This is a genomic window from Actinoplanes sichuanensis (assembly GCF_033097365.1).
Lineage (GTDB): Bacteria > Actinomycetota > Actinomycetes > Mycobacteriales > Micromonosporaceae > Actinoplanes > Actinoplanes sichuanensis.
In genome coordinates this window covers 2,971,961-2,988,858 of sequence record NZ_AP028461.1, presented here as the reverse complement: position 1 = coordinate 2,988,858, position 16,898 = coordinate 2,971,961, and the positions used below count along the sequence as shown (strand labels likewise).

Below are 16,898 nucleotides of genomic sequence, written 5' to 3'. Positions count from 1 at the left end.
GCGGCCACTCCGACTTTCGTCGACGAAAACGGCCCGCCGTCTGCGTCTTTCGTGGGGTTCCGGAGTCGACCGCGCGGCGATGTGCCCCCACCCCCGCCGACGGAAGGCTCGGCATCATGCGAAACCTTCTCCGCCGTACGCTGATCGGCTTGTTGATCGGCTGCGCAGCAGTGCCGGCCGTGCCCGCCCGGCGAGCCGGTGCGGCGCCGGTCGCGTGCCCACCGGTGACGCCCGCCGCGGTGGCCGAGTTCTTCGACGGTGCGCTGCCCGCAAGGTTGGCGGCCGACCGGGTGCCCGGCGCCGTCGTGTCGGTCGCGGCCGGTGGGGCGACGGCGTTCGCCCAGGGGTACGGGTCGGCCGACACCGAACGTGCGGTGCCGTTCGACGCGTCCCGTTCGCTGGTGCGGATCGCGTCGATCTCCAAACTGTTCACGTGGACCGCGGTGATGCAGCAGGTGCAGGCCGGTCGTCTCGACCTGGACACCGACGTGAACCGGTATCTGACCGATCTTCAGGTGCCGGACACCTATCCGCAGCCGGTGACGTTGCGGCATCTGATGAGCCATACCGCCGGGTTCGAGGACTTCATCACCGGCACGGGTGCTCGCCGGGCGGAGGATGTGCCGCCGTTGGGCCGGTATCTGGCCGATCACCTGCCGGACCGGATCCGGCCGCCGGGTGAGATCTCCGCTTATTCCAACTTCGGTGCCGCGCTGGCCGGGCACATCGTCAGTGAGGTCAGCGGTGAACCGTACGATCGGTACGTTCAGCGGCACCTGCTCGACCCGCTGCGCATGACACGCAGTACCGCCGCCGAGCCGGTGCCCGCCGCGCTGGCCCCGGATCTGGCCCGCAGTTACGACACCGACGTGAACCCGCCGAAGGTGTATCCGTTCACGTTCGACCAGATGCCACCGGACGGGTCGGTGACGACCACCGCCGTGGACATGGCCGAGTTCATGAACGCTCATCTCGGCCACGGCCCGGGACGGATCCTCGCCGCACCGACGATGGCTCGGATGCATGAGCGGTCGTTCACCGCCGACCCGCGGATCGACGGGTACGCCCACGGGTTCAAGGAACGCACGGTCAACGGGCATCGGGTGCTGATGCACGACGGTGGCTGGGAGGGTTTCACGAGCCTGCTGATGCTGCTGCCGGACTGCGATCTCGGGTTGTTCATGTCGCTGAACAGCCTCACCGGCGGCACTGCGGAGATGCTGAAACTCGTCGACGCGTTCTTCGACAGGTTCGCTCCGGGACCCGCGGGGACCGGCACCGGGCAGCCGGCCGATGCCGGTGGTGTGCCGCGGGCCGGTTTCTACAAACCGACCCGGCACAACGCGTCGACGTTCGAGAAGTTGACCACGCTGCTCTCGCCGTCGAGGCTGGCCGTCGACGACGCCGGGGTGGTGACGTTCCGGGGCAAGACGTGGACCCGGCAGGACGACGGCCGATATCAGGCCGACGACGGTGACCGGCTGGTGTTCCCGACCGGCACGCGTTATGTCGCCACCGACGGGTCGGCGGCCGAACTGATGTCGCCCGCCGAGACGATTCCGGTCAATCTGGGTGTGCTGTCGGTGCTGCTGCTGCCGGTCCTGGCCGCGCTGGTGCTGCCGATCGGCGCGCTGGTGCGCCGGATCCGGCGGCGCCCGGTGACGACGACCCGCACGTGGCGGATCGCGCGGCGGCTGGCGGTCGGCGCGGGGGTGCTCGGTGTGGTGTTCCTGGCCGGGCTGATGATCACACTGCTGGCGCTGTCCGGTGAGTTCCTCTACGGCGTACCGCTGAGCTTCCGGTTGTTGCTCGGTCTGCCGGTCGTGGCGCTGGCGGTGGCGGTGATCGCAACCGGTCTGACGGTCCGGAGTTGGCGCGGCAGCGGCGCCGGGGTGGCCGCCCGGATCCATCAGGTGGCGCTGCTGGCCGGGATGGTGGCGCTGACCTGGTTCCTGTGGCAGTGGAACCTGCTGGGCTGGCAGGGCGCGTAACCCCCGGCGGTTAGGTTGTGGCGGTGATCCTCACCGAAGCCGCCGCGCGGGGTTGGAGCATCGTCCGCCGCTACGCGGTGCCCGCCCCGATGATCCATCGGGCGACGGAACGCCGCCTCGCCGGCGATTGGCGGGGCGCCTGCGATGCCGCCGACGTCGCGGTTGATCTCGACCTTTCGAAGACCCGATACGGTACGGCCACCACCGGCCGGATCGAGGAGGATCTCCGGCACCTCGCCCCCGAACTGCTGCGTTGGCATCTGCCTCGACGCCCGAGTACCGGCCACACCGCCCTGTCACCGAGGCGGGTGTCGGTACTCGCCCGCTACGACGACGACCTGGTCCTGGCGGTGGGGAGCCCGCGCACCGGCTACGGCCGTCAGCGGCTACGGCTGTTCCTGACGTCCGGGCAGCTGCCGACGTCCCCGCCGCCGGACTCCTCTCCCGGCAGCCACGCCCGTGAGCCGTGCACGTGGCACCAGCGCATGGATCCTGATCGGCCCCGGCACCTGTGGGATGTCCGCCACACCGACGAGCTGCTGACCTGGTACGGCCTGGCACCGGCCCCGCACGACCAGCTCATCTGGGACCTGCACGACACCGACCGTTTCCGGCAGACGTGGGCGGACCTGGGAGTCGACATCGACGAGCAGCATCTGCAGGTGAATCGGAGGCTGGTCGCCGGGTACTGGCACCGGCTGCCGGAGATCGTCCACGCGGTCCGTGAAGCCGCTGCGACCAGCTCCGGCCGGATCGCCGCCGGCCCGAATCTGGCGTTCACCCCGACCGGGGACGGGCGGCTCGCCATGGACTTCCGCGACTACCCCCGGCACACCGCTTACGTCGCTCTGGACCGTCTCGGGCTGCCGCTCGACGCCGTCCTGATCAGTCTCGGACTTCTGGACCCGGATCACCTGCATCCTTTGATCCACTCGGTGTTGTTCCCGTCCGCGGCCGGGCCTCCGGCCGGGCCACCGCGTCCCGTCGCGTCCGCGGCGGAGCCGGTGCGGGTGCGCTGTGGCGGGGTGTGGCATGAGGTTCGCCGGCAGGGCGGGCGGGTTCTCATTCCGCACACTGAACGGGAGGAGCAGCGCGAGACGACGCTGGTCGCGCTGGGCGGCAGCCGCAGCGGCTGCTTCGCGGTCAAGACCGCCATGGAGAACGGTCCCGCCGGGCTGCTCCCTCCGCCACGGCACCGTATCGTCTTCGAGGATCCGTGGGCGGTCCCGCCGGTGAAGGTCATCGTGCCGTCGCCGCCGGCCGCCCGCCCGGCCCGACTGCCGCGCCGTCTGCGCGAGCAGCGCCGTGAACTGATGCGGCTGGCGTTGCACGGCGACACCGAAGGGGTGGTGTCGCTGCTCGACGCCGGTGTCTCCGCCCACGTGCGCGATCACCGGGGTCGCACGCTGCTGCATTTCATGGCGCACCTGCGTGATCTCACGCTGCTGGAGCGGCTGCTCGCCGAGGGCCTCGACGTCGACGCCCCGGACGTGGCCGGGGTGACTCCGCTGGTCGCCGCCGCCTACGGGATGGGCGACGTCGAGGTGATCCGAGCCCTGATCACGGCCGGCGCCCGCATGGACGCGCTGGTGGAACGCACCCACGAGCCGATCACCGCCTGGCTGGAGACGGCCCGTCCGGACGTCTTCGCCGCGATCAGCGACCTCGAGGACACCGCAGCCGTCACCGCCCGTCTCGACTGGCGGCACAGGTTGCAGGAGTGCGCCCGCAAGGAGGCCGAACGGCGCAGCCGTAACCCTTGAGCCGGCCGACTTGCATTCGGTACCCAGGTACAGGTTTACCGTCGATGCCATGACCGCCGTTGAACCCGGGTGGGTGCCCGAGGTGTGCACCCTGCCCAGCGCCGAACAGCCGTTACGTCTTGCGGAGTTCGACGATCTGTTCGTCACCGCTGTCCGCGCCGTCGACACGACGGGCCCGACGCGGGCTCGTCTCGCCCTGGCCGGCCCGGCCGGACTGGCCGAGACCGTGCGGGACCTGACCGCGCGGGAGAGTTCCTGCTGTTCCTTCTTCGTCTTCACGGTCACGGCCGAGCCGGCCGGGGACGGTGAGGCGGTGACGTTGGATGTTGAGGTGCCGCCGCCGCATGCCGCGGTCCTCACGGCGTTCGTGAGGCGGGCGTCCGCGCTGGCGGCGGGTGCCCGGGCCGACCAGTGGCGTGCTGCGCCGTGACGGGGCCGGGTGGGTTGCGCACCGGCGAGGTCGCCGAGCGGGCCGGGGTCAACATTCAGACGCTGCGCTATTACGAACGGCGTGGTCTGCTCGCCGAGCCGGTCCGGTCGACCGGCGGGCACCGGCTCTATCCGGCGGCCACCGTCGATCTGCTGGCGGTGATCAAAGCGGCGCAGCGGCTCGGTTTCACGCTCGACGAGGTCGCCGACCTGCTGAACGCGGGCCGGCGCCGGCACCCGAACGCCGACCTACGGCAACGCGCCATCGACAAGATCACCGAGATCGACGCGAGGATCGCCGACCTGACCGCCATCCGGGCCACGCTCACCGAGGTCGTCGACGCCCGCTGCGACAGCCTCACCGACTGCACCTGCACCGACTGCCCGATCCCGTTCCTGACCATCGGCGTTGCCGAACGCACGCACGGAGAACCGGCATGAGCCACCCGATCCCACCGGCCGGCACCACGCCCGGGTCTCGTCAGCCGACGCCGGATGTCGACGACGGACCGCCCACCCGTAGCAAGATCGCCGGTGGTCTCGCCGTCCTGGCCTGCGGTGCCTGTTGCGCCCTGCCTCTGCTGATCATGGCGGGGGTGATCACTGGCGCCGGGGCGGCGATCCTGAAGCAGACGCTGCTCGCTCTGGCCGCCGGACTCGTCGTCGCCGCGCCGGCGATGTGGTGGTTGCAGCGGCGCCGCAGTGCCCGCCGGGCCGCAGCGGCGGGTTCTGCCGGCGGATGCGGCGGCGGCGCCTGTGGCTGTTGAGCCATCGATCATCCGGTGGTTTCCGCCAGGCGACCGCACCGCCCGACGCCCGACCGGCTCCACGGGGACGCGGCGGGGCAACCACGACATGCGCGCGGTGACCGAGACGCTCGCAGGTCCAGTCGCTGTTTCCCATCAACAGCTCTCACCGTGGCCGGGACCGCGCTCGCCACTTTCGGCCGGGTCGGAGAATGGGCCGAGTCGCAGTTTCGCCGCTATGTGACCGGTAAACCAGGCGAAGAAGTCCCTGTTCAGGTCACGGCTCTCACGGATCGTGGCGCGCCATTCCGGGCGGTCGAGTACGGCGAGGTACTGCTGCACGATGTGGTCGCGCTGCTCGGTGGTGCAGCCGTGTCGATTCGGTGGCTTGGCCGTCAGATGGCCGGCGATGAGCGCGGCGTCGACGTATCGATTCGCTGCCGGCGGCTGCCGGGCTAGGTGAGCAGCATGCGCTGCCAGTACGGCGGGTGCCGGCGGGTATTTCTCGAGGGTCATGCCCATGCCACCGCAGTCGGCCATGATCCTCAACAGCCGGCCGGTGTGATCGATCAGGTCGTCGTCGACGTCGGTGCGGGTGACCGCCTCGTGCAGGTGCGCGGCGGTGGCGACCTTGCCGGCGACGTAGCCGTTGAGGTGGTCACCGTCGCAGGCATGGCGCAGCAGCCATGCCCGGGAGCCCGCGGCGCCGGATCGGCACAGCGCCTCGACGACGTAGACCCGGCCCCAGCCGGCGACCCGCTCGGCGAGCCACACCAGCGCTTCTGTACCTCCACGTCGGCGCTGTAGCGCCTCTGCGGCCAACGACCCGAACTGGTCCGACAGCAGACCGATGGTTTGGATCAGCGGGATGTCCTCCTCGGCCGAATCAGCAGTCAGCAGCGCGAGACCGACCGTGACAGCACGGCGATCGGTGCCGTGCCGCACCAACCATCGCCCGGTCTGCCGCACTCGCTGCCGATCCGCGCGCAGGGCAGCGGCAACGATGTGGTCGTTGCGGTGAATCGGGACATGGATACCGCAGAAGGCATCGACGATGTCACTCGGCTGCGCGTCAGTCCGGCTGAAATGCGTGTCCAGGACGACGGCTACATCGGCCCCGTACAGCCGTTGATCCCTCACACGTCCGACTGACGGCCGCGAGCGGTTGCGCCTTTCGTCCGGATACGGCTCACCGGCGCGAGGCAGCGCACCGTCAGGGTGCTGCTGATGGAGACGCAGAGCGTGTTCGAACAGAGCGATCTGGGGTCCGAGCGGTCCAGGCTCAGAAGTCACGCTCACCGGCGAACGGAGGACTCGATTCTTTCGATCATGGCCGCGATGATCTCACCGCTACGTCCGCGCAGCAAGCAGCGTGCTGTGAGCGACTCCGGCTCTGGGACTCCACATACAGACCACTGATCGTCCACTGTGTGGTTGAGTGGTGGCGTGACGGTTCTTCGGATTCGTGGTTTCGGTCTTCCCGACGGTGAGCCGGTGGATCTGTACGCCGACGGTGATCGGTGGACGTCGGATCCGGTGGCCGGTGCCGAGCTCGTCGCCGAGGGCTGGATCCTGCCGGGGCTGGTCGATGCGCACACTCATCCGGGAGCCGAGGAGCCGGGCCGGCCGCTGGATGACGGTGTGCTCAGGGCGGATCTGCGGGCGCATCTGGAGGCGGGGGTCACGCTGATCCGGGCGCCGGGTCTGGCCGGTGATCCGCCGGAGTGGTTCGGGCAGGCGGATGACAGCCCGCGCGCTGTGCACGCCGGTCCGTGGATCGCTCAGCATGGTCAGTTCATGGTGGGCTGGGGTCGCCGGCCGGATCCGGTCGATCTGCCGGCGGTGGCGGCTGAGCAGGCGGCCCGCACCGGCTGGGCCAAGGTGGTGATCGACTGGCAGCCTGACGACGACGTCATGCCGGTGGAGGTCCTGCGTGAGGCGGTCCGGCGGGTGCATGCGGTCGGCGGGCGTCTCGCGGTGCACTCGCAGCAGGCGGCGGGTGGGGTGGTCGCGGTGGAGGCGGGTGTCGACTCCGTCGAACACGGCATGGGCCTGGACCTCGATCTGTTGCCCCGGATGGCCAAGCAGGGCACCGCGTTGACGCCGACCCTGTCGGTGATCACGGCCTCCCTCGCGAAGATCACCGCCGATCCGGAACGGGCACGCGACAGTTGGTACGTGCCGGGCGCGAGCGCACACGCCCGGCTCGCCGCAGCGGCCGTCGAGGCGGGGGTCACGGTGCTGGCCGGGACGGACACCAGACCGCACGGCGGCATCGCCCGGGAGATCGGGGCGCTGGTCGCCGCCGGGGTGTCGCCGCATGAGGCGATCGGTGCCGCGTCGTGGACCGCCCGGTCCTACCTCGGCCTGCCCGGTCTGGTCGACGGTGCTCCGGCGGACGCGGTCGTGTTCGACGCGGATCCGCGGGCTGACCTGGGTCAACTCGTCAAGCCGCGGGCCGTGATCGTGCGTGGGCGGCTGCGGTAGGAGGTGACGCCCGGGGTGGCGTCGTGGCGGGTGCCGTCGGGGAGCAGCACCTCGGCGGTGCAGCCGGGTGGGACGGTCACCGTCACGTGCAGTTCGTCGTCGACGCGGTGCCAGGCTACGGCTGCCCGGCCGTGTGGGGTGACGTGCTCCGCCCGTACCGCGGAAAGGGTTTGATCGGGTCGGGGTTTGATCTGGAAATGGCGCCAGGTCGGGGTCAGGCGGCGAAGTCCGGCGGTGTGGGTGTGCAGGAATGAGATGACGGCGCCCTTGGAGTAATGGTTCAGGGATTCGTGTGGGGTGCCGTCGGTGTCGATGCCGTCCCAGCGTTCCCAGACGGTGGTGGCGCCTCGGTCGATCATGGTCAACCAGGAGGGGCTGGTGTCCTGGAACAGCAAGGCGTAGGCCAGTTCCCGATGGCCGTGATCGGCCAGGACCGGGAGCAGGTCGGGGGTGGCCAGGAAGCCGGTGGCCAGGTGGGTGCCGGCTTCGCGTACCAGGGTGGCCAGGTCGTCGGCGGTTTTCTGAATGAGATGGTCGGGGACCAGGTTGAAGCGTAGGGCTCGGACCAGATTGGCCTGGGTGTGCGGGGTGATGCGGTCGTCGACGATGAAGGCGGCCTGCCAGGCGGCGGTTATCCGGTCGGCCGATTCGGTGTAGCGGTGGGCCTCTTCGGTGTATCCGAGGATTTCGGCGATCTTCGCCGCGTGTCGGGTGGACCAGGCGAAATAGGCGGTGGCCACATCTGATTTGTCGGCGGCGATGAAAGCGGCGAAGTCGGTGGGTTCGGCGCCCGGTTCCAGCCATTCGCCCCAGTGGAATCCGGAGTCCCACAGATGGTTCGGGCCGGCCATCGTCTCGGCGCGGTTCAGCCAGGCGATCATGTGCGGCCACATCTCGGCCAGAATCGTGGTGTCGCCGTATTCCTGGTAGAGCTCCCACGGGACCAGAATGATCGCGTCGCCCCAGCCCGCCGAGCCGTTCAGGTTCTTCAAGGGGCCGGATCGTTCGGCCGGTGGCATGGGGGCCATGTTGCCGATCGTGCCGTCCGGCCATTGACCCGCGGCCACGTCTCGCAGCCATTTGGTGGTGAATCCGGCCACGTCGTAAAGGAATGTCGCAGTGGGGATGTAGAGCTGCCAGTCGCCGGTCCAGCCCGCTCGTTCCCTGGTGGGGCAGTCGGTGGGGATGTCGCAGACGTTACCGCGAAGGCTGCGGACGGCGGCGTCGTGCAGTTGCTGCAGGCGCGGATCGTCGCAGCTGAAACCGCCGCGGCGGGGCATGTCGGTGTGTACGAAGATGCCCGTCACATCGTCGGTGGTCAGTGGGCCGGGGTGGCCTTCGATGCGGGCGTAGCGGAAGCCGTGTGTGGTGAATCGCGGTTCGAAGATGTCGCCGGGAATGCCGGCGGAGACGACACGGTCCACCTGGCCCGCGGACAGCGGGCCGGGCAGGAACGCGACGTCGGGCCGCAGGTGTTCCATGGTGACGTCGCCGGTGTGGTCGAGGGCTTCGCCGTGGGTGAGGGTGATGGCGGTGCCGGCCGGGCCCAGGTGGGACAGGCGTAGCCGGCCGTTGATGTTCTGGCCGAGGTCGACGATGTGACGACCGGGGGCCAGCTCGGTGATCGAAATCGGACGGATCTCCTCGATCGCGCGCACCGGCGGGGCGACCGTGTTCGTCAGGTGGTCGTAGCCTCGGTCCACTACCGTCACCGGCGCCCAGGTCGGGTCGGTCGGGCGGTGGTCCTCGTGTTGGCCTTCGATCAGGTCGGCGGCCCGGATGTGCGACGGGGTCCACTGCCAGTCGGCGTTCGTGCCGAAGGTCTGCGTGGTGCCGTCGGTGTAGGTGACGTCGAGCTGGGCCAGTAGGGCGGTGGTGTCGCCCCACTGGTCGCGGGCCCGGAGCAGGCCGACCTGGCCCCGGTACCAGCCGTCGGCCAGCAGGGCGCCGAGTTCGTGGCGGCCCGGGGTCAGGTGGCCGGTCACGTCGTAGGTGGCCACCTGGGTGCGACTGGTGTATTCGGTGTAGCCGGGGAGCAGCTCGTCGTCGGTCACGCGGGAACCGTCGATCGAGGGCTCGCAGAGGCCGTGGGCGGTGACGTAGAGGCGTGCCCGGTGGACCGGCTCGGTGATGTCGACGCTTCCCCGTAGCTGCTGGACCGGGCCGGACTCGGTCTGCGGGGTCACCCAGGCGGCGCTCCAGTCTTCGGCGTGCAGCAGGCCCGCCTCGACGATCAGGTCTGCTGACCAGTCGGAAGGGCCGTGGTCGGTCCAGACCCGGACGCGGACCGTGCGCTGTTCGCCCGAGGTCAGTGGGCGGCCCGGCCACGGGACCAGGACGCAGTCGGCGGTCTCGATCCGGATCGGGTCGCGGTCGTCGACGTGCAGCTCGTACGCCGTCTGTGTGGTGGTGCCCTCGGGCAGGCGCCAGGAGATGCGGGGTCGGGGCTCGCCCAGGCCGAGGGGTTGGTCGAGGTGCTCGGCGCGCAGATCCGTGGGGCGAGTCATACGGGTCAGCCAAACATCGTCGTGGGTGGTGGAACACCATGTCATCGGCGATACCAGGGATCAGCGGGAACGTGAGCCGGAGCGGTTCGTGCGGCCGGGTCCGTCACCCTGTGGCGGGCTGCGCGTCCGTGAGCGCGTGGGTCGGTCGCGCAGGTGCGGGTCGCTCGTTGCTCGCGCAGTTATCGGTCGCTCGACAGGTGCGGGTCGCTCGGCAGGTGCTCGCCGCCCCGCGGATCTTGGCGCCGGCCGTCGGGCGGTTTCTCGGTGCTTCGCCCGTCGCCCCGTGAGAACCGCCGGATTGAGCCGCACGTCACCGCAACGTCCGTTCGGCCAACCTGCGCGGGCTCTTGATCGTCAGGGATGCGAAGCACCCGGCGAGCGGAGAACCAATGACATCGCGTGCGTACCTGGTGGCGGCCTTGGCCGCGACCGCGACAGCCGTCACGACCATCGCCGCATGTGGCACCGCTCCCCCGATGGCGCTGCCGGACGCCGCGCCACAGCCGGTCGCGGCGTCCGCGTCGGTGCCCGCCCCGCAGGCGAAGGCCGCCCCCAGGGAACACATCACCTACCCGGAACAGGGCCGCGGCACCTGGTCGGAAGCCGCCCGGCAGGATGGCGGCCCGGCCGGGCGGGAGGGTCAGGTGATGAGGTACCGGGTAGCGGTCGAACGCGGCATCGAGGGCGTGACAGCGGACGCCTTCGCCGACAAGGTCACCACCACGCTCGAGGATCCACGCAGCTGGACCGCGGGCGAGCAATACCGGTTCCGCCGGGTCGGCCCTGGTCAGAGCGCCGATTTCGTCGTCCGTCTGGCCACCCCGGGAACAAGGGACGCGCTGTGCGACGGCGCGGACGGCTACACGTCATGCCGCAACGGCGCCAACGTGGTGATCAATGTCGCCCGATGGGTCAAAGGCGTTCCACGGTACGGTGCACCGCTGTCGGTCTACCGGCAGTACGTCGTCAATCACGAGGTCGGCCATCGGCTCGGTGAGTCCCATCAGCGGTGCCCGCGCCGTGGCGGTCCCGCGCCGGTGATGCAGCAGCAGACGCTCGGACTACACGGTTGCACCGCCAACCCCTGGCCGTACCCGGACGGCCGGTTGCACCAGGGACCGCTGGGCTCCTACAACGATCCGACCCCACCGCGCGACCGCGGCCGACGCTGACCCCACCCGGGCAGGTAGCGGCCTCCGCCAACACCGACCGAACCAAGGCCGGCAGCGGACCCCACCGATACCGACTCAACCGAGGCCGGTGCCGGACCCCACCAACACCGACCCAACCAAGGCCGGTAGCAGACTCGGCCGGCGCCCGGTCTATCCGGCCAGTTCGCTCTCGCTGCGCAGGATGCAGAACTCGTTGCCCTCCGGGTCAGCGAGGACAACCCAGCCGGTGCCGTCGGGTTTACGCAGGTCGGCGACCTGGGTGGCGCCGAGCGACACCAGACGGGCCAGTTCGCTGTCACGGGTGCCGTCGGCCGGCCGCAGGTCGAAGTGGATTCGATTCTTGACCTGCTTGGCTTCGGGCACCTCGATGAACAGCAGCCGGTGCCGCCCGTCCCGCGACAAGATGAGGCACTCATCGTGGCCGGGCTCATTCGGATCGTCCGGTTCCTCGGTGTAGTCCAGAACCGTCTGCCACCAGCGTGACAGCGCGAACGCGTTGGTGCAGTCGACGGTCGTGTGAGAGATGTAGGCGGTCACCTCCGGATCATCCCAGTCTCGCCCGCTCCGGATGCCGGTGGCCCCGAACACGGATATCGTCGGCCTTGACCTTGATTGAGGTGATCTCCCGTGAGCGGACTGCTCGCCCAGCAGTGGATCTCCGTGGACGGCTTCCTCGCCGGCGTCAACGGCGAGGCCGACGTGTTCGCCGCCGTCTCCGACTTCACCCCCTCGGAAACCCACAACACCGCGCTGCTCGCCGACATCGACGAGGTGCTACTGGGTCGCCGCACCTACGAGGTGTTCGCCGAATACTGGCCGACCGCTGTCGACGAGCCGATGGCCGAGCAGGTCAACACGATGCCGAAGACGGTCTGCTCGACCACCCTGACGGCCGCGACGTGGGGCGAGCACGCCCCGGCCCGGGTGGTGCCCGACCCGGTCGACCACGTCCGGGCGCAGCGCGCCGCCGGAGTCCGAATCATGGTCTGGGGCAGTGTCAGCGTGATGCGGGCCCTCCTCGCTGCCGGACAAGTGGACGAGTTGGAGTTGTTCGTGGCCCCGATCGCCCTGGGTGCCGGTACTCCCCTGCTGGCTCCGGGCGCCGCCCCTCTGCCGCTGCGGCTGACCGACTCACAGACGTGGCCGGGCGGCGTGATCCGCCTCCGCTACGCCGTCGGCTGACCACCCCGCACCCCGAATCGGACCACACGGTCCGCTTCCGCGAAGGTCGGCTCACCTGCCGAACACCTACCGGACGTTTCGGTCCGACTCGGCGAACCGTCAACCTCCAGCTCGGCGGACAGATCGGCCCAGCCGCTTCGGTTGCCGGCACCGGCCACACACGGCTACAAGCGGCCACGCGTGCCCTTCCCCGGCGCTGCCCTTCGGCCCGCTATCCGTACTCAAGCCGATGTCTTGTGCCGGTATCGGCAGCCGCCGGCCGGACAGGCGGAATGACACAGAGTTCTCGGGCCGGGCCGTTGTTGATGGTGGTCACTCGGCGACCGCCACGATGAGCTTTCCGGCGAACCCGCCGCGGTCGAGGCGGTCGAGGGCGGCGGGAGCTTCGTCGAGCCGGTAGATGTCGTCGATGGCCGGGCGCATCTGGCCCGTGGCGATCATGGCGGCCAGCTCGGAGAGGTCGGCGGGATTCGGGCGGACGGTCAGCGGGCGCACTCGGCTGCCGCCGGTGATCATGGCTTTGAGCATGCGGCGTGCCGGGCCGAGCCATCGGCCGCCGGTGCCGGCAGAGAGCAGAAGCATGCCGCCCGGCGCGAGGATGCGCCGTAGCGTGACGACGGGATAGTTGCCGGCCAGGTCGAGGATGACGTCGAACCTCTCCCCCGCCGAGCCCAAGTCGTCGGCGGTGGTCTTCTCGTAGTCGATGATGTGCTCGGCACCGAGTTTGCGGACCAGGGCGGCGTTGCGGTCAGAGCAGACGCCGGTGACCGTCGCCCCCTTGGCTGCGACGAGCTGCACCGCGAAGGTGCCGACGCCGCCGGAGGCGCCGGTGACAAGGAACCGTTGCCCGCCCTGGACACGACGGACTCCGGCCAGTGCCGTGGTGCCGGCGATCGGCAACGAGGCGGCCTCGGCGAAGGTCACGCCGACCGGTATGCGTGCGGCCATACCGGCGGGCACGATGGCGAACTCGCCGATGGCACTGGTCGCCTCGGCCAGGATCTCGTCGCCGAGTGTGAAGTCGCGGACGGCGTCGCCGACCGCCTCGACTCGGCCAGCGAGGGCCCGCCCGACGATGAACCCGGCACGTGGTTTGCGGAGCCCGCCGGCCAGGGCGCGGATGGCGAACGGCTCCCCGCGCAGCAGGAACCGGTCGGCGGCGTTGAGGCCCGCCGCCGCGACCCGCACCAGTAGTTCGTCGGCTCCCGGGACGGGTCTCGGCACCTCTTGGAGGACGACTCTGGCCGGTGACCCGTACCCACTTTGGACCAGCGCTTTCATGATGTACCGCCTCCCGCTTACGTCGTAAGCTTACGATGTAAGCAAGCTTGCGGTATGGTCGACCGGTCCCGCAACTCACCGGAGAGCCGAAAAGATGCCAACTTCCCGAGCGCCGCTCAGCACACGGCGCGTGCTGCAGGCCGCCCTCACGCTGGCCGATTCGGGCGGCACGGATTCACTGACCATGCGCCACCTGGGCCGCGAGCTCGGCGTGGAGGCCATGTCGCTCTACCGGCACGTGGCCAACAAGGACGCCGTCCTCTCCGGAATCCTCGACATGGTGGTCAGCGAGATCGACCTGCCGGAGACACCACAGGACTGGAAGTCGGCGATGCGCCACCGCGGCGTGGCGGCATTCCGCGTGTTCAGCCTCCACCCATGGGCGCCACCACTGCTGATGTCGCGCACCAACACCGGCCCATCGATGCTGCGCTACATCGACTTCACCCTGGGAGCACTACGCGGCGCCGGCTTCTCCTGGAAACTCGCCGACTACGCATGGAACACCATGGACAGTTATGTGTACGGCTACACACTGCGCCGGCTGGCCTTCCCGGTAGCACCGGCCGACTACGCGGAAACCGCCTCCGCCCACCAGCACCTGCTGGCCGGCGACCGCTACCCACACATGGCCGAACTGACCCGACAGGTCGCGGAGGGCCACCACCCGGGTGATCCAGACATCACGTTCGGCCTGGACCTGATCCTCGACGGCCTCGAACGCCTACGAGACGCCGAGCCGGCAACCTGACCCCGCCCTGAAACCCGCCGGTCAGCGTTTGTTAGCTTATGCGGGCAGGTCCGGGTGGCGGAATGGCAGACGCGCTAGCTTGAGGTGCTAGTGCCCTTTATCGGGCGTGGGGGTTCAAGTCCCCCCTCGGACACACATTAAGCACACGGCCGAAGTCGTCAGAGACGACCTCGGCCTTCAGTGTTTCTAGGCCGGGTCGGTAGGTCATCCGCAGGCCGATGCGGCTGTAAAGCTCCGCCTTGTCACGGGGATCGGCATCACGCAAGACGGTCATCAGGCTGCCGAGGCCGTCGGCTATCGCCGTGATCTGCCCCTCGTTGAGCCGTTGTGGTGGCGCCGCGCTCAGGCGCAAGGCGGCGGTCGCGTTGTCTCGTTCGGTTGAGGTCTCGCTGATCCAGGACGCGATGAGCACGGGGTCCCCTCCGGCGTCGAGTGCTGCCCGGTAGCGCTTGATCTTGGCGTCGCAGTCCTCGATTGTCTGCCGCAAGTGATGGGTCTGGTCGGCGCCCTGGTGTCGGGCGAGTTCGGCGCGGTAGTGGGCGTCGGCAAGTCCGCGCAGGGTCGCGGTGAGGGTGTCGCCGGTCAGTTCCTCACGCAGAAACCGATCAACGGGTTCGGTGATGGTGTCTTCGCGGAGATAGAGCACCGGCGGGTGGGCGATCTCGTGCTGGCGGACGAAGTCGCGGGATGCCTTGCACCGGTAGTAGAGGCGCCCGTGGTTGGGGTTGCCGACCATGTTGCGTCCGCAGAGCCCGCACTCGATGAGTCCTCGGAAGAGGTAGGGGCGGACGCTGCGTCGTGGCGCGCGGCCCACCTCGCCGTTGGTGCCGCGCGTCTTGATGGCGCTCTGTGCCCGCTCGTAGAGGTCGGCAGCGATGAGCGGCGTGTGGGCCTGCTGCTGGGACCAGACCCACTGGCTCGGGTCGTTCCAGCGTTGCTTGTCCTCGTGGCCGAGAGCGATGTCTTCGACGTCGATCAGGACCTCGTCGGTGCGCTGTTTGTTCCAGACCTGCCGGCCGGTGTAGCGCGGGTTACGGAGGATGGCGCGGACCGCTGACAGTTCCCAGACCTGGGTCTTGCGGTGGGAGTTCCGTTCGCGGTCATAGGCGGACGGGCACAGGATGCCGTCCTGGGTCAGGCCACGGGCGATGGTGGTCATGCCGCGCCCGGCGGCGTACTCCTCGAAGATGCGCCGAACGACGGGGGCGGTGACGGGATCCGGTTCGAGCCGGTGGAGTCGCTTGCCCTCGGCTGCCTTGCCGGGGTTGGGGTGCGGTCCGGCGTCGGCGAGGCGGTAGCCGTAGGGCGGACGTCCACCGAGGTAGCGGCCTTCCAACTCGGTCTGTGCCTTCATCGCCGAGCGGACCCGGATCTTGATGCGGCTACGCTCGCCTTTGCTCATGCCGCCGTAAAGCGCCATGACCAGGTCGTGGGCGTCAGAGCCGGGATCGATGGCTCCGCCGACCTCGGGCACCCACAGGCCGACGCCGTAGTGCACGAAGACGGGGAAGGTCATGCCGAACTGACTGCCGTAGAACGCGCGCTGCGGTTCGCCGATGACGACGGCGTCGAAGCCACGGCCTGCACTCTTGATGGCGTCGAGCAGGCGTGTCGCTTCGGGGCGGCGTTTCCATGGCAGCGAGCGTGAGAGCCCGATGTCGAAGAACTCGGCGACGACCTCACCGCCGGCCGGTTCGATCAGGCTGCGGGCGCGGGAGAGCTGCCATGCCTTGGATGCCTGCGGGTCCTGCTGGTCCTCGGTCGACACTCGTCCGTAGAAGGCAAACCTCATGGTTGGTGAGTCTTACGGGCTCGGTCGATGATGCGCCACAGCACATCTGCGGCCGCATCCGACATAGGGACGTCTAGGGACGTCTTGAGCTGCATGTTCCCAATTTTCAGCGTCTTGCACGTTCGTATGCTGCGATTTCTCCCCTCGTCGGTCTGGTGGTTCGTCGTGATCTTCGGGCCTCCCTTCACTCTGGCCGCAGTAAATCCGGTGCCGCCTCGGGCGGTTGGCAACCAGAATCGGGGCCATGATCCGCTTCGGTATTCAGGACTACGAACCGCACTGGCTCAACGGCCGGGACAGCATCGCTGCCGTCCACGGCCGACGCCTCGCGCGCCTGGCGGGTCGCGCTCTTCTGCATGTCTGGGTCGTCTGGGATCTGGAAGACGACGAGTGGTTCACCGACGCTCCGGTCCTGCTGGACTTCGGTGACGAACGAGTCACCATCGACCATCAGAAGTTCGACGATCTCTGCATCACGTGGGACGCGGTGGATCCGACCCGATCGATCGAGGATTCCTACTTCAACCTCGTCTGGCGTCCCGACGCCACGCCGCAGCTCGCCGAGCTGGCCGGTCAGACGCTGCAGCGTGTGGCGCTGCTCGAATGGGCTGGCGACAGGAGTGACATGGCCAATGGCAGCGTTGCGATCGGGTTGGATCTTTCACCGCACTGGCTCACGATCTTCAACGCACTTGATGAGAACGGCTTCGGTTTCGGCGGCCCCGACGAGCAATACCGAGCCCACTACTTCGACTCGTAGTCGCGCTGTTGCGGTCGTCCGTCCGCTGTCCGTCCGC

At 69.2% G+C, this 16,898-nt stretch carries 16 protein-coding genes and 1 tRNA gene; 12 read left to right on the top strand and 5 right to left on the bottom strand.

The genetic code is table 11. From position 1 onward, the window contains the following. Window positions 1–116: 116 nt before the first annotated feature. Genes Q0Z83_RS13255 through Q0Z83_RS13235 form a run of 5 tightly spaced genes read left to right on the top strand, consistent with a single transcriptional unit; the run spans window position 117 to window position 4,950 of the window. Window positions 117–1,991, top strand: a complete 1,875-nt coding sequence (locus tag Q0Z83_RS13255; protein ID WP_317794189.1) for a serine hydrolase domain-containing protein — start codon at window positions 117–119, stop codon at window positions 1,989–1,991. A gap of 23 nt (window positions 1,992–2,014) precedes the next feature. Further along, window positions 2,015–3,754, top strand: a complete 1,740-nt coding sequence (locus Q0Z83_RS13250; RefSeq protein ID WP_317794188.1) for an ankyrin repeat domain-containing protein — start codon at window positions 2,015–2,017, stop codon at window positions 3,752–3,754. 49 nt (window positions 3,755–3,803) lie between these two features. Further along, window positions 3,804–4,184 (top strand): hypothetical protein, encoded by a 381-nt coding sequence (locus Q0Z83_RS13245; protein ID WP_317794187.1) that lies wholly within the window; start codon window positions 3,804–3,806, stop codon window positions 4,182–4,184. After that, window positions 4,181–4,624, top strand: coding sequence for a MerR family transcriptional regulator (locus tag Q0Z83_RS13240; RefSeq protein WP_317794186.1), 444 nt, complete (start codon window positions 4,181–4,183; stop codon window positions 4,622–4,624). Before Q0Z83_RS13245 ends, Q0Z83_RS13240 begins: the two co-directional genes overlap by 4 nt. Beyond that, complete coding sequence (locus Q0Z83_RS13235) at window positions 4,621–4,950, top strand: hypothetical protein (RefSeq protein ID WP_317794185.1); 330 nt, start codon at window positions 4,621–4,623, stop codon at window positions 4,948–4,950. Before Q0Z83_RS13240 ends, Q0Z83_RS13235 begins: the two co-directional genes overlap by 4 nt. Before the next feature lie 135 nt (window positions 4,951–5,085). Here the strand turns inward: Q0Z83_RS13235 and Q0Z83_RS13230 are convergent, their stop codons facing one another. Then, window positions 5,086–5,703: a hypothetical protein gene (locus Q0Z83_RS13230; protein ID WP_317794184.1), complete on the bottom strand. Its 618-nt coding sequence runs from the start codon at window positions 5,701–5,703 to the stop codon at window positions 5,086–5,088. 81 nt (window positions 5,704–5,784) lie between these two features. Here Q0Z83_RS13230 and Q0Z83_RS13225 point away from each other — a divergent pair, with 81 nt between their 5' ends. Both Q0Z83_RS13225 and Q0Z83_RS13220 read left to right on the top strand, forming a co-directional pair. Then, the gene (locus tag Q0Z83_RS13225) at window positions 5,785–6,081 is read left to right on the top strand and encodes a hypothetical protein (protein ID WP_317794183.1); all 297 of its coding nucleotides are present in this window, start codon (window positions 5,785–5,787) and stop codon (window positions 6,079–6,081) included. 294 nt (window positions 6,082–6,375) lie between these two features. Then, a complete protein-coding gene (locus Q0Z83_RS13220) occupies window positions 6,376–7,416 on the top strand; it encodes an amidohydrolase family protein (protein ID WP_317794182.1) in 1,041 nt (346 codons plus the stop codon). On the opposite strand, the gene Q0Z83_RS13215 is transcribed toward Q0Z83_RS13220, so the two are convergent. Further along, the gene (locus Q0Z83_RS13215; RefSeq protein ID WP_317794181.1) at window positions 7,368–9,923 is read right to left on the bottom strand and encodes an alpha-L-rhamnosidase; all 2,556 of its coding nucleotides are present in this window, start codon (window positions 9,921–9,923) and stop codon (window positions 7,368–7,370) included. The two genes, Q0Z83_RS13220 and Q0Z83_RS13215, sit on opposite strands and share 49 nt — an antisense overlap. 389 nt (window positions 9,924–10,312) lie before the next feature. Between Q0Z83_RS13215 and Q0Z83_RS13210 the strand changes: the two genes are divergently transcribed. Further along, the gene (locus tag Q0Z83_RS13210; protein WP_317794180.1) at window positions 10,313–11,095 is read left to right on the top strand and encodes a DUF3152 domain-containing protein; all 783 of its coding nucleotides are present in this window, start codon (window positions 10,313–10,315) and stop codon (window positions 11,093–11,095) included. Window positions 11,096–11,245: 150 nt separating this feature from the next. On the opposite strand, the gene Q0Z83_RS13205 is transcribed toward Q0Z83_RS13210, so the two are convergent. Further along, a complete protein-coding gene (locus tag Q0Z83_RS13205) occupies window positions 11,246–11,632 on the bottom strand; it encodes a VOC family protein (RefSeq protein WP_317794179.1) in 387 nt (128 codons plus the stop codon). Window positions 11,633–11,722: 90 nt separating this feature from the next. Between Q0Z83_RS13205 and Q0Z83_RS13200 the strand changes: the two genes are divergently transcribed. Beyond that, entirely contained in the window at window positions 11,723–12,277 is a 555-nt protein-coding gene (locus tag Q0Z83_RS13200; RefSeq protein WP_317794178.1) for a dihydrofolate reductase family protein, read from the top strand. A gap of 312 nt (window positions 12,278–12,589) precedes the next feature. Here the strand turns inward: Q0Z83_RS13200 and Q0Z83_RS13195 are convergent, their stop codons facing one another. Beyond that, complete coding sequence (locus tag Q0Z83_RS13195; protein ID WP_317794177.1) at window positions 12,590–13,501, bottom strand: NAD(P)-dependent alcohol dehydrogenase; 912 nt, start codon at window positions 13,499–13,501, stop codon at window positions 12,590–12,592. Between the two features lie 187 nt (window positions 13,502–13,688). Here Q0Z83_RS13195 and Q0Z83_RS13190 point away from each other — a divergent pair, with 187 nt between their 5' ends. Together Q0Z83_RS13190 and Q0Z83_RS13185 are read left to right on the top strand one after the other, a co-directional pair. Beyond that, window positions 13,689–14,309, top strand: a complete 621-nt coding sequence (locus tag Q0Z83_RS13190) for a TetR/AcrR family transcriptional regulator (RefSeq protein WP_317794176.1) — start codon at window positions 13,689–13,691, stop codon at window positions 14,307–14,309. Window positions 14,310–14,357: 48 nt separating this feature from the next. Next, a tRNA-Leu gene (locus Q0Z83_RS13185) sits at window positions 14,358–14,442 on the top strand. On the opposite strand, the gene Q0Z83_RS13180 is transcribed toward Q0Z83_RS13185, so the two are convergent. Next, window positions 14,407–16,101 (bottom strand): recombinase family protein, encoded by a 1,695-nt coding sequence (locus Q0Z83_RS13180; RefSeq protein WP_317794175.1) that lies wholly within the window; start codon window positions 16,099–16,101, stop codon window positions 14,407–14,409. The two genes, Q0Z83_RS13185 and Q0Z83_RS13180, sit on opposite strands and share 36 nt — an antisense overlap. A 244-nt stretch (window positions 16,102–16,345) precedes the next feature. Here Q0Z83_RS13180 and Q0Z83_RS13175 point away from each other — a divergent pair, with 244 nt between their 5' ends. Further along, window positions 16,346–16,861 carry a hypothetical protein gene (locus Q0Z83_RS13175; RefSeq protein WP_317794174.1) on the top strand — a complete coding sequence of 172 codons (516 nt, stop codon included), beginning with the start codon at window positions 16,346–16,348 and terminating at the stop codon, window positions 16,859–16,861. Window positions 16,862–16,898 lie beyond the last annotated feature (37 nt).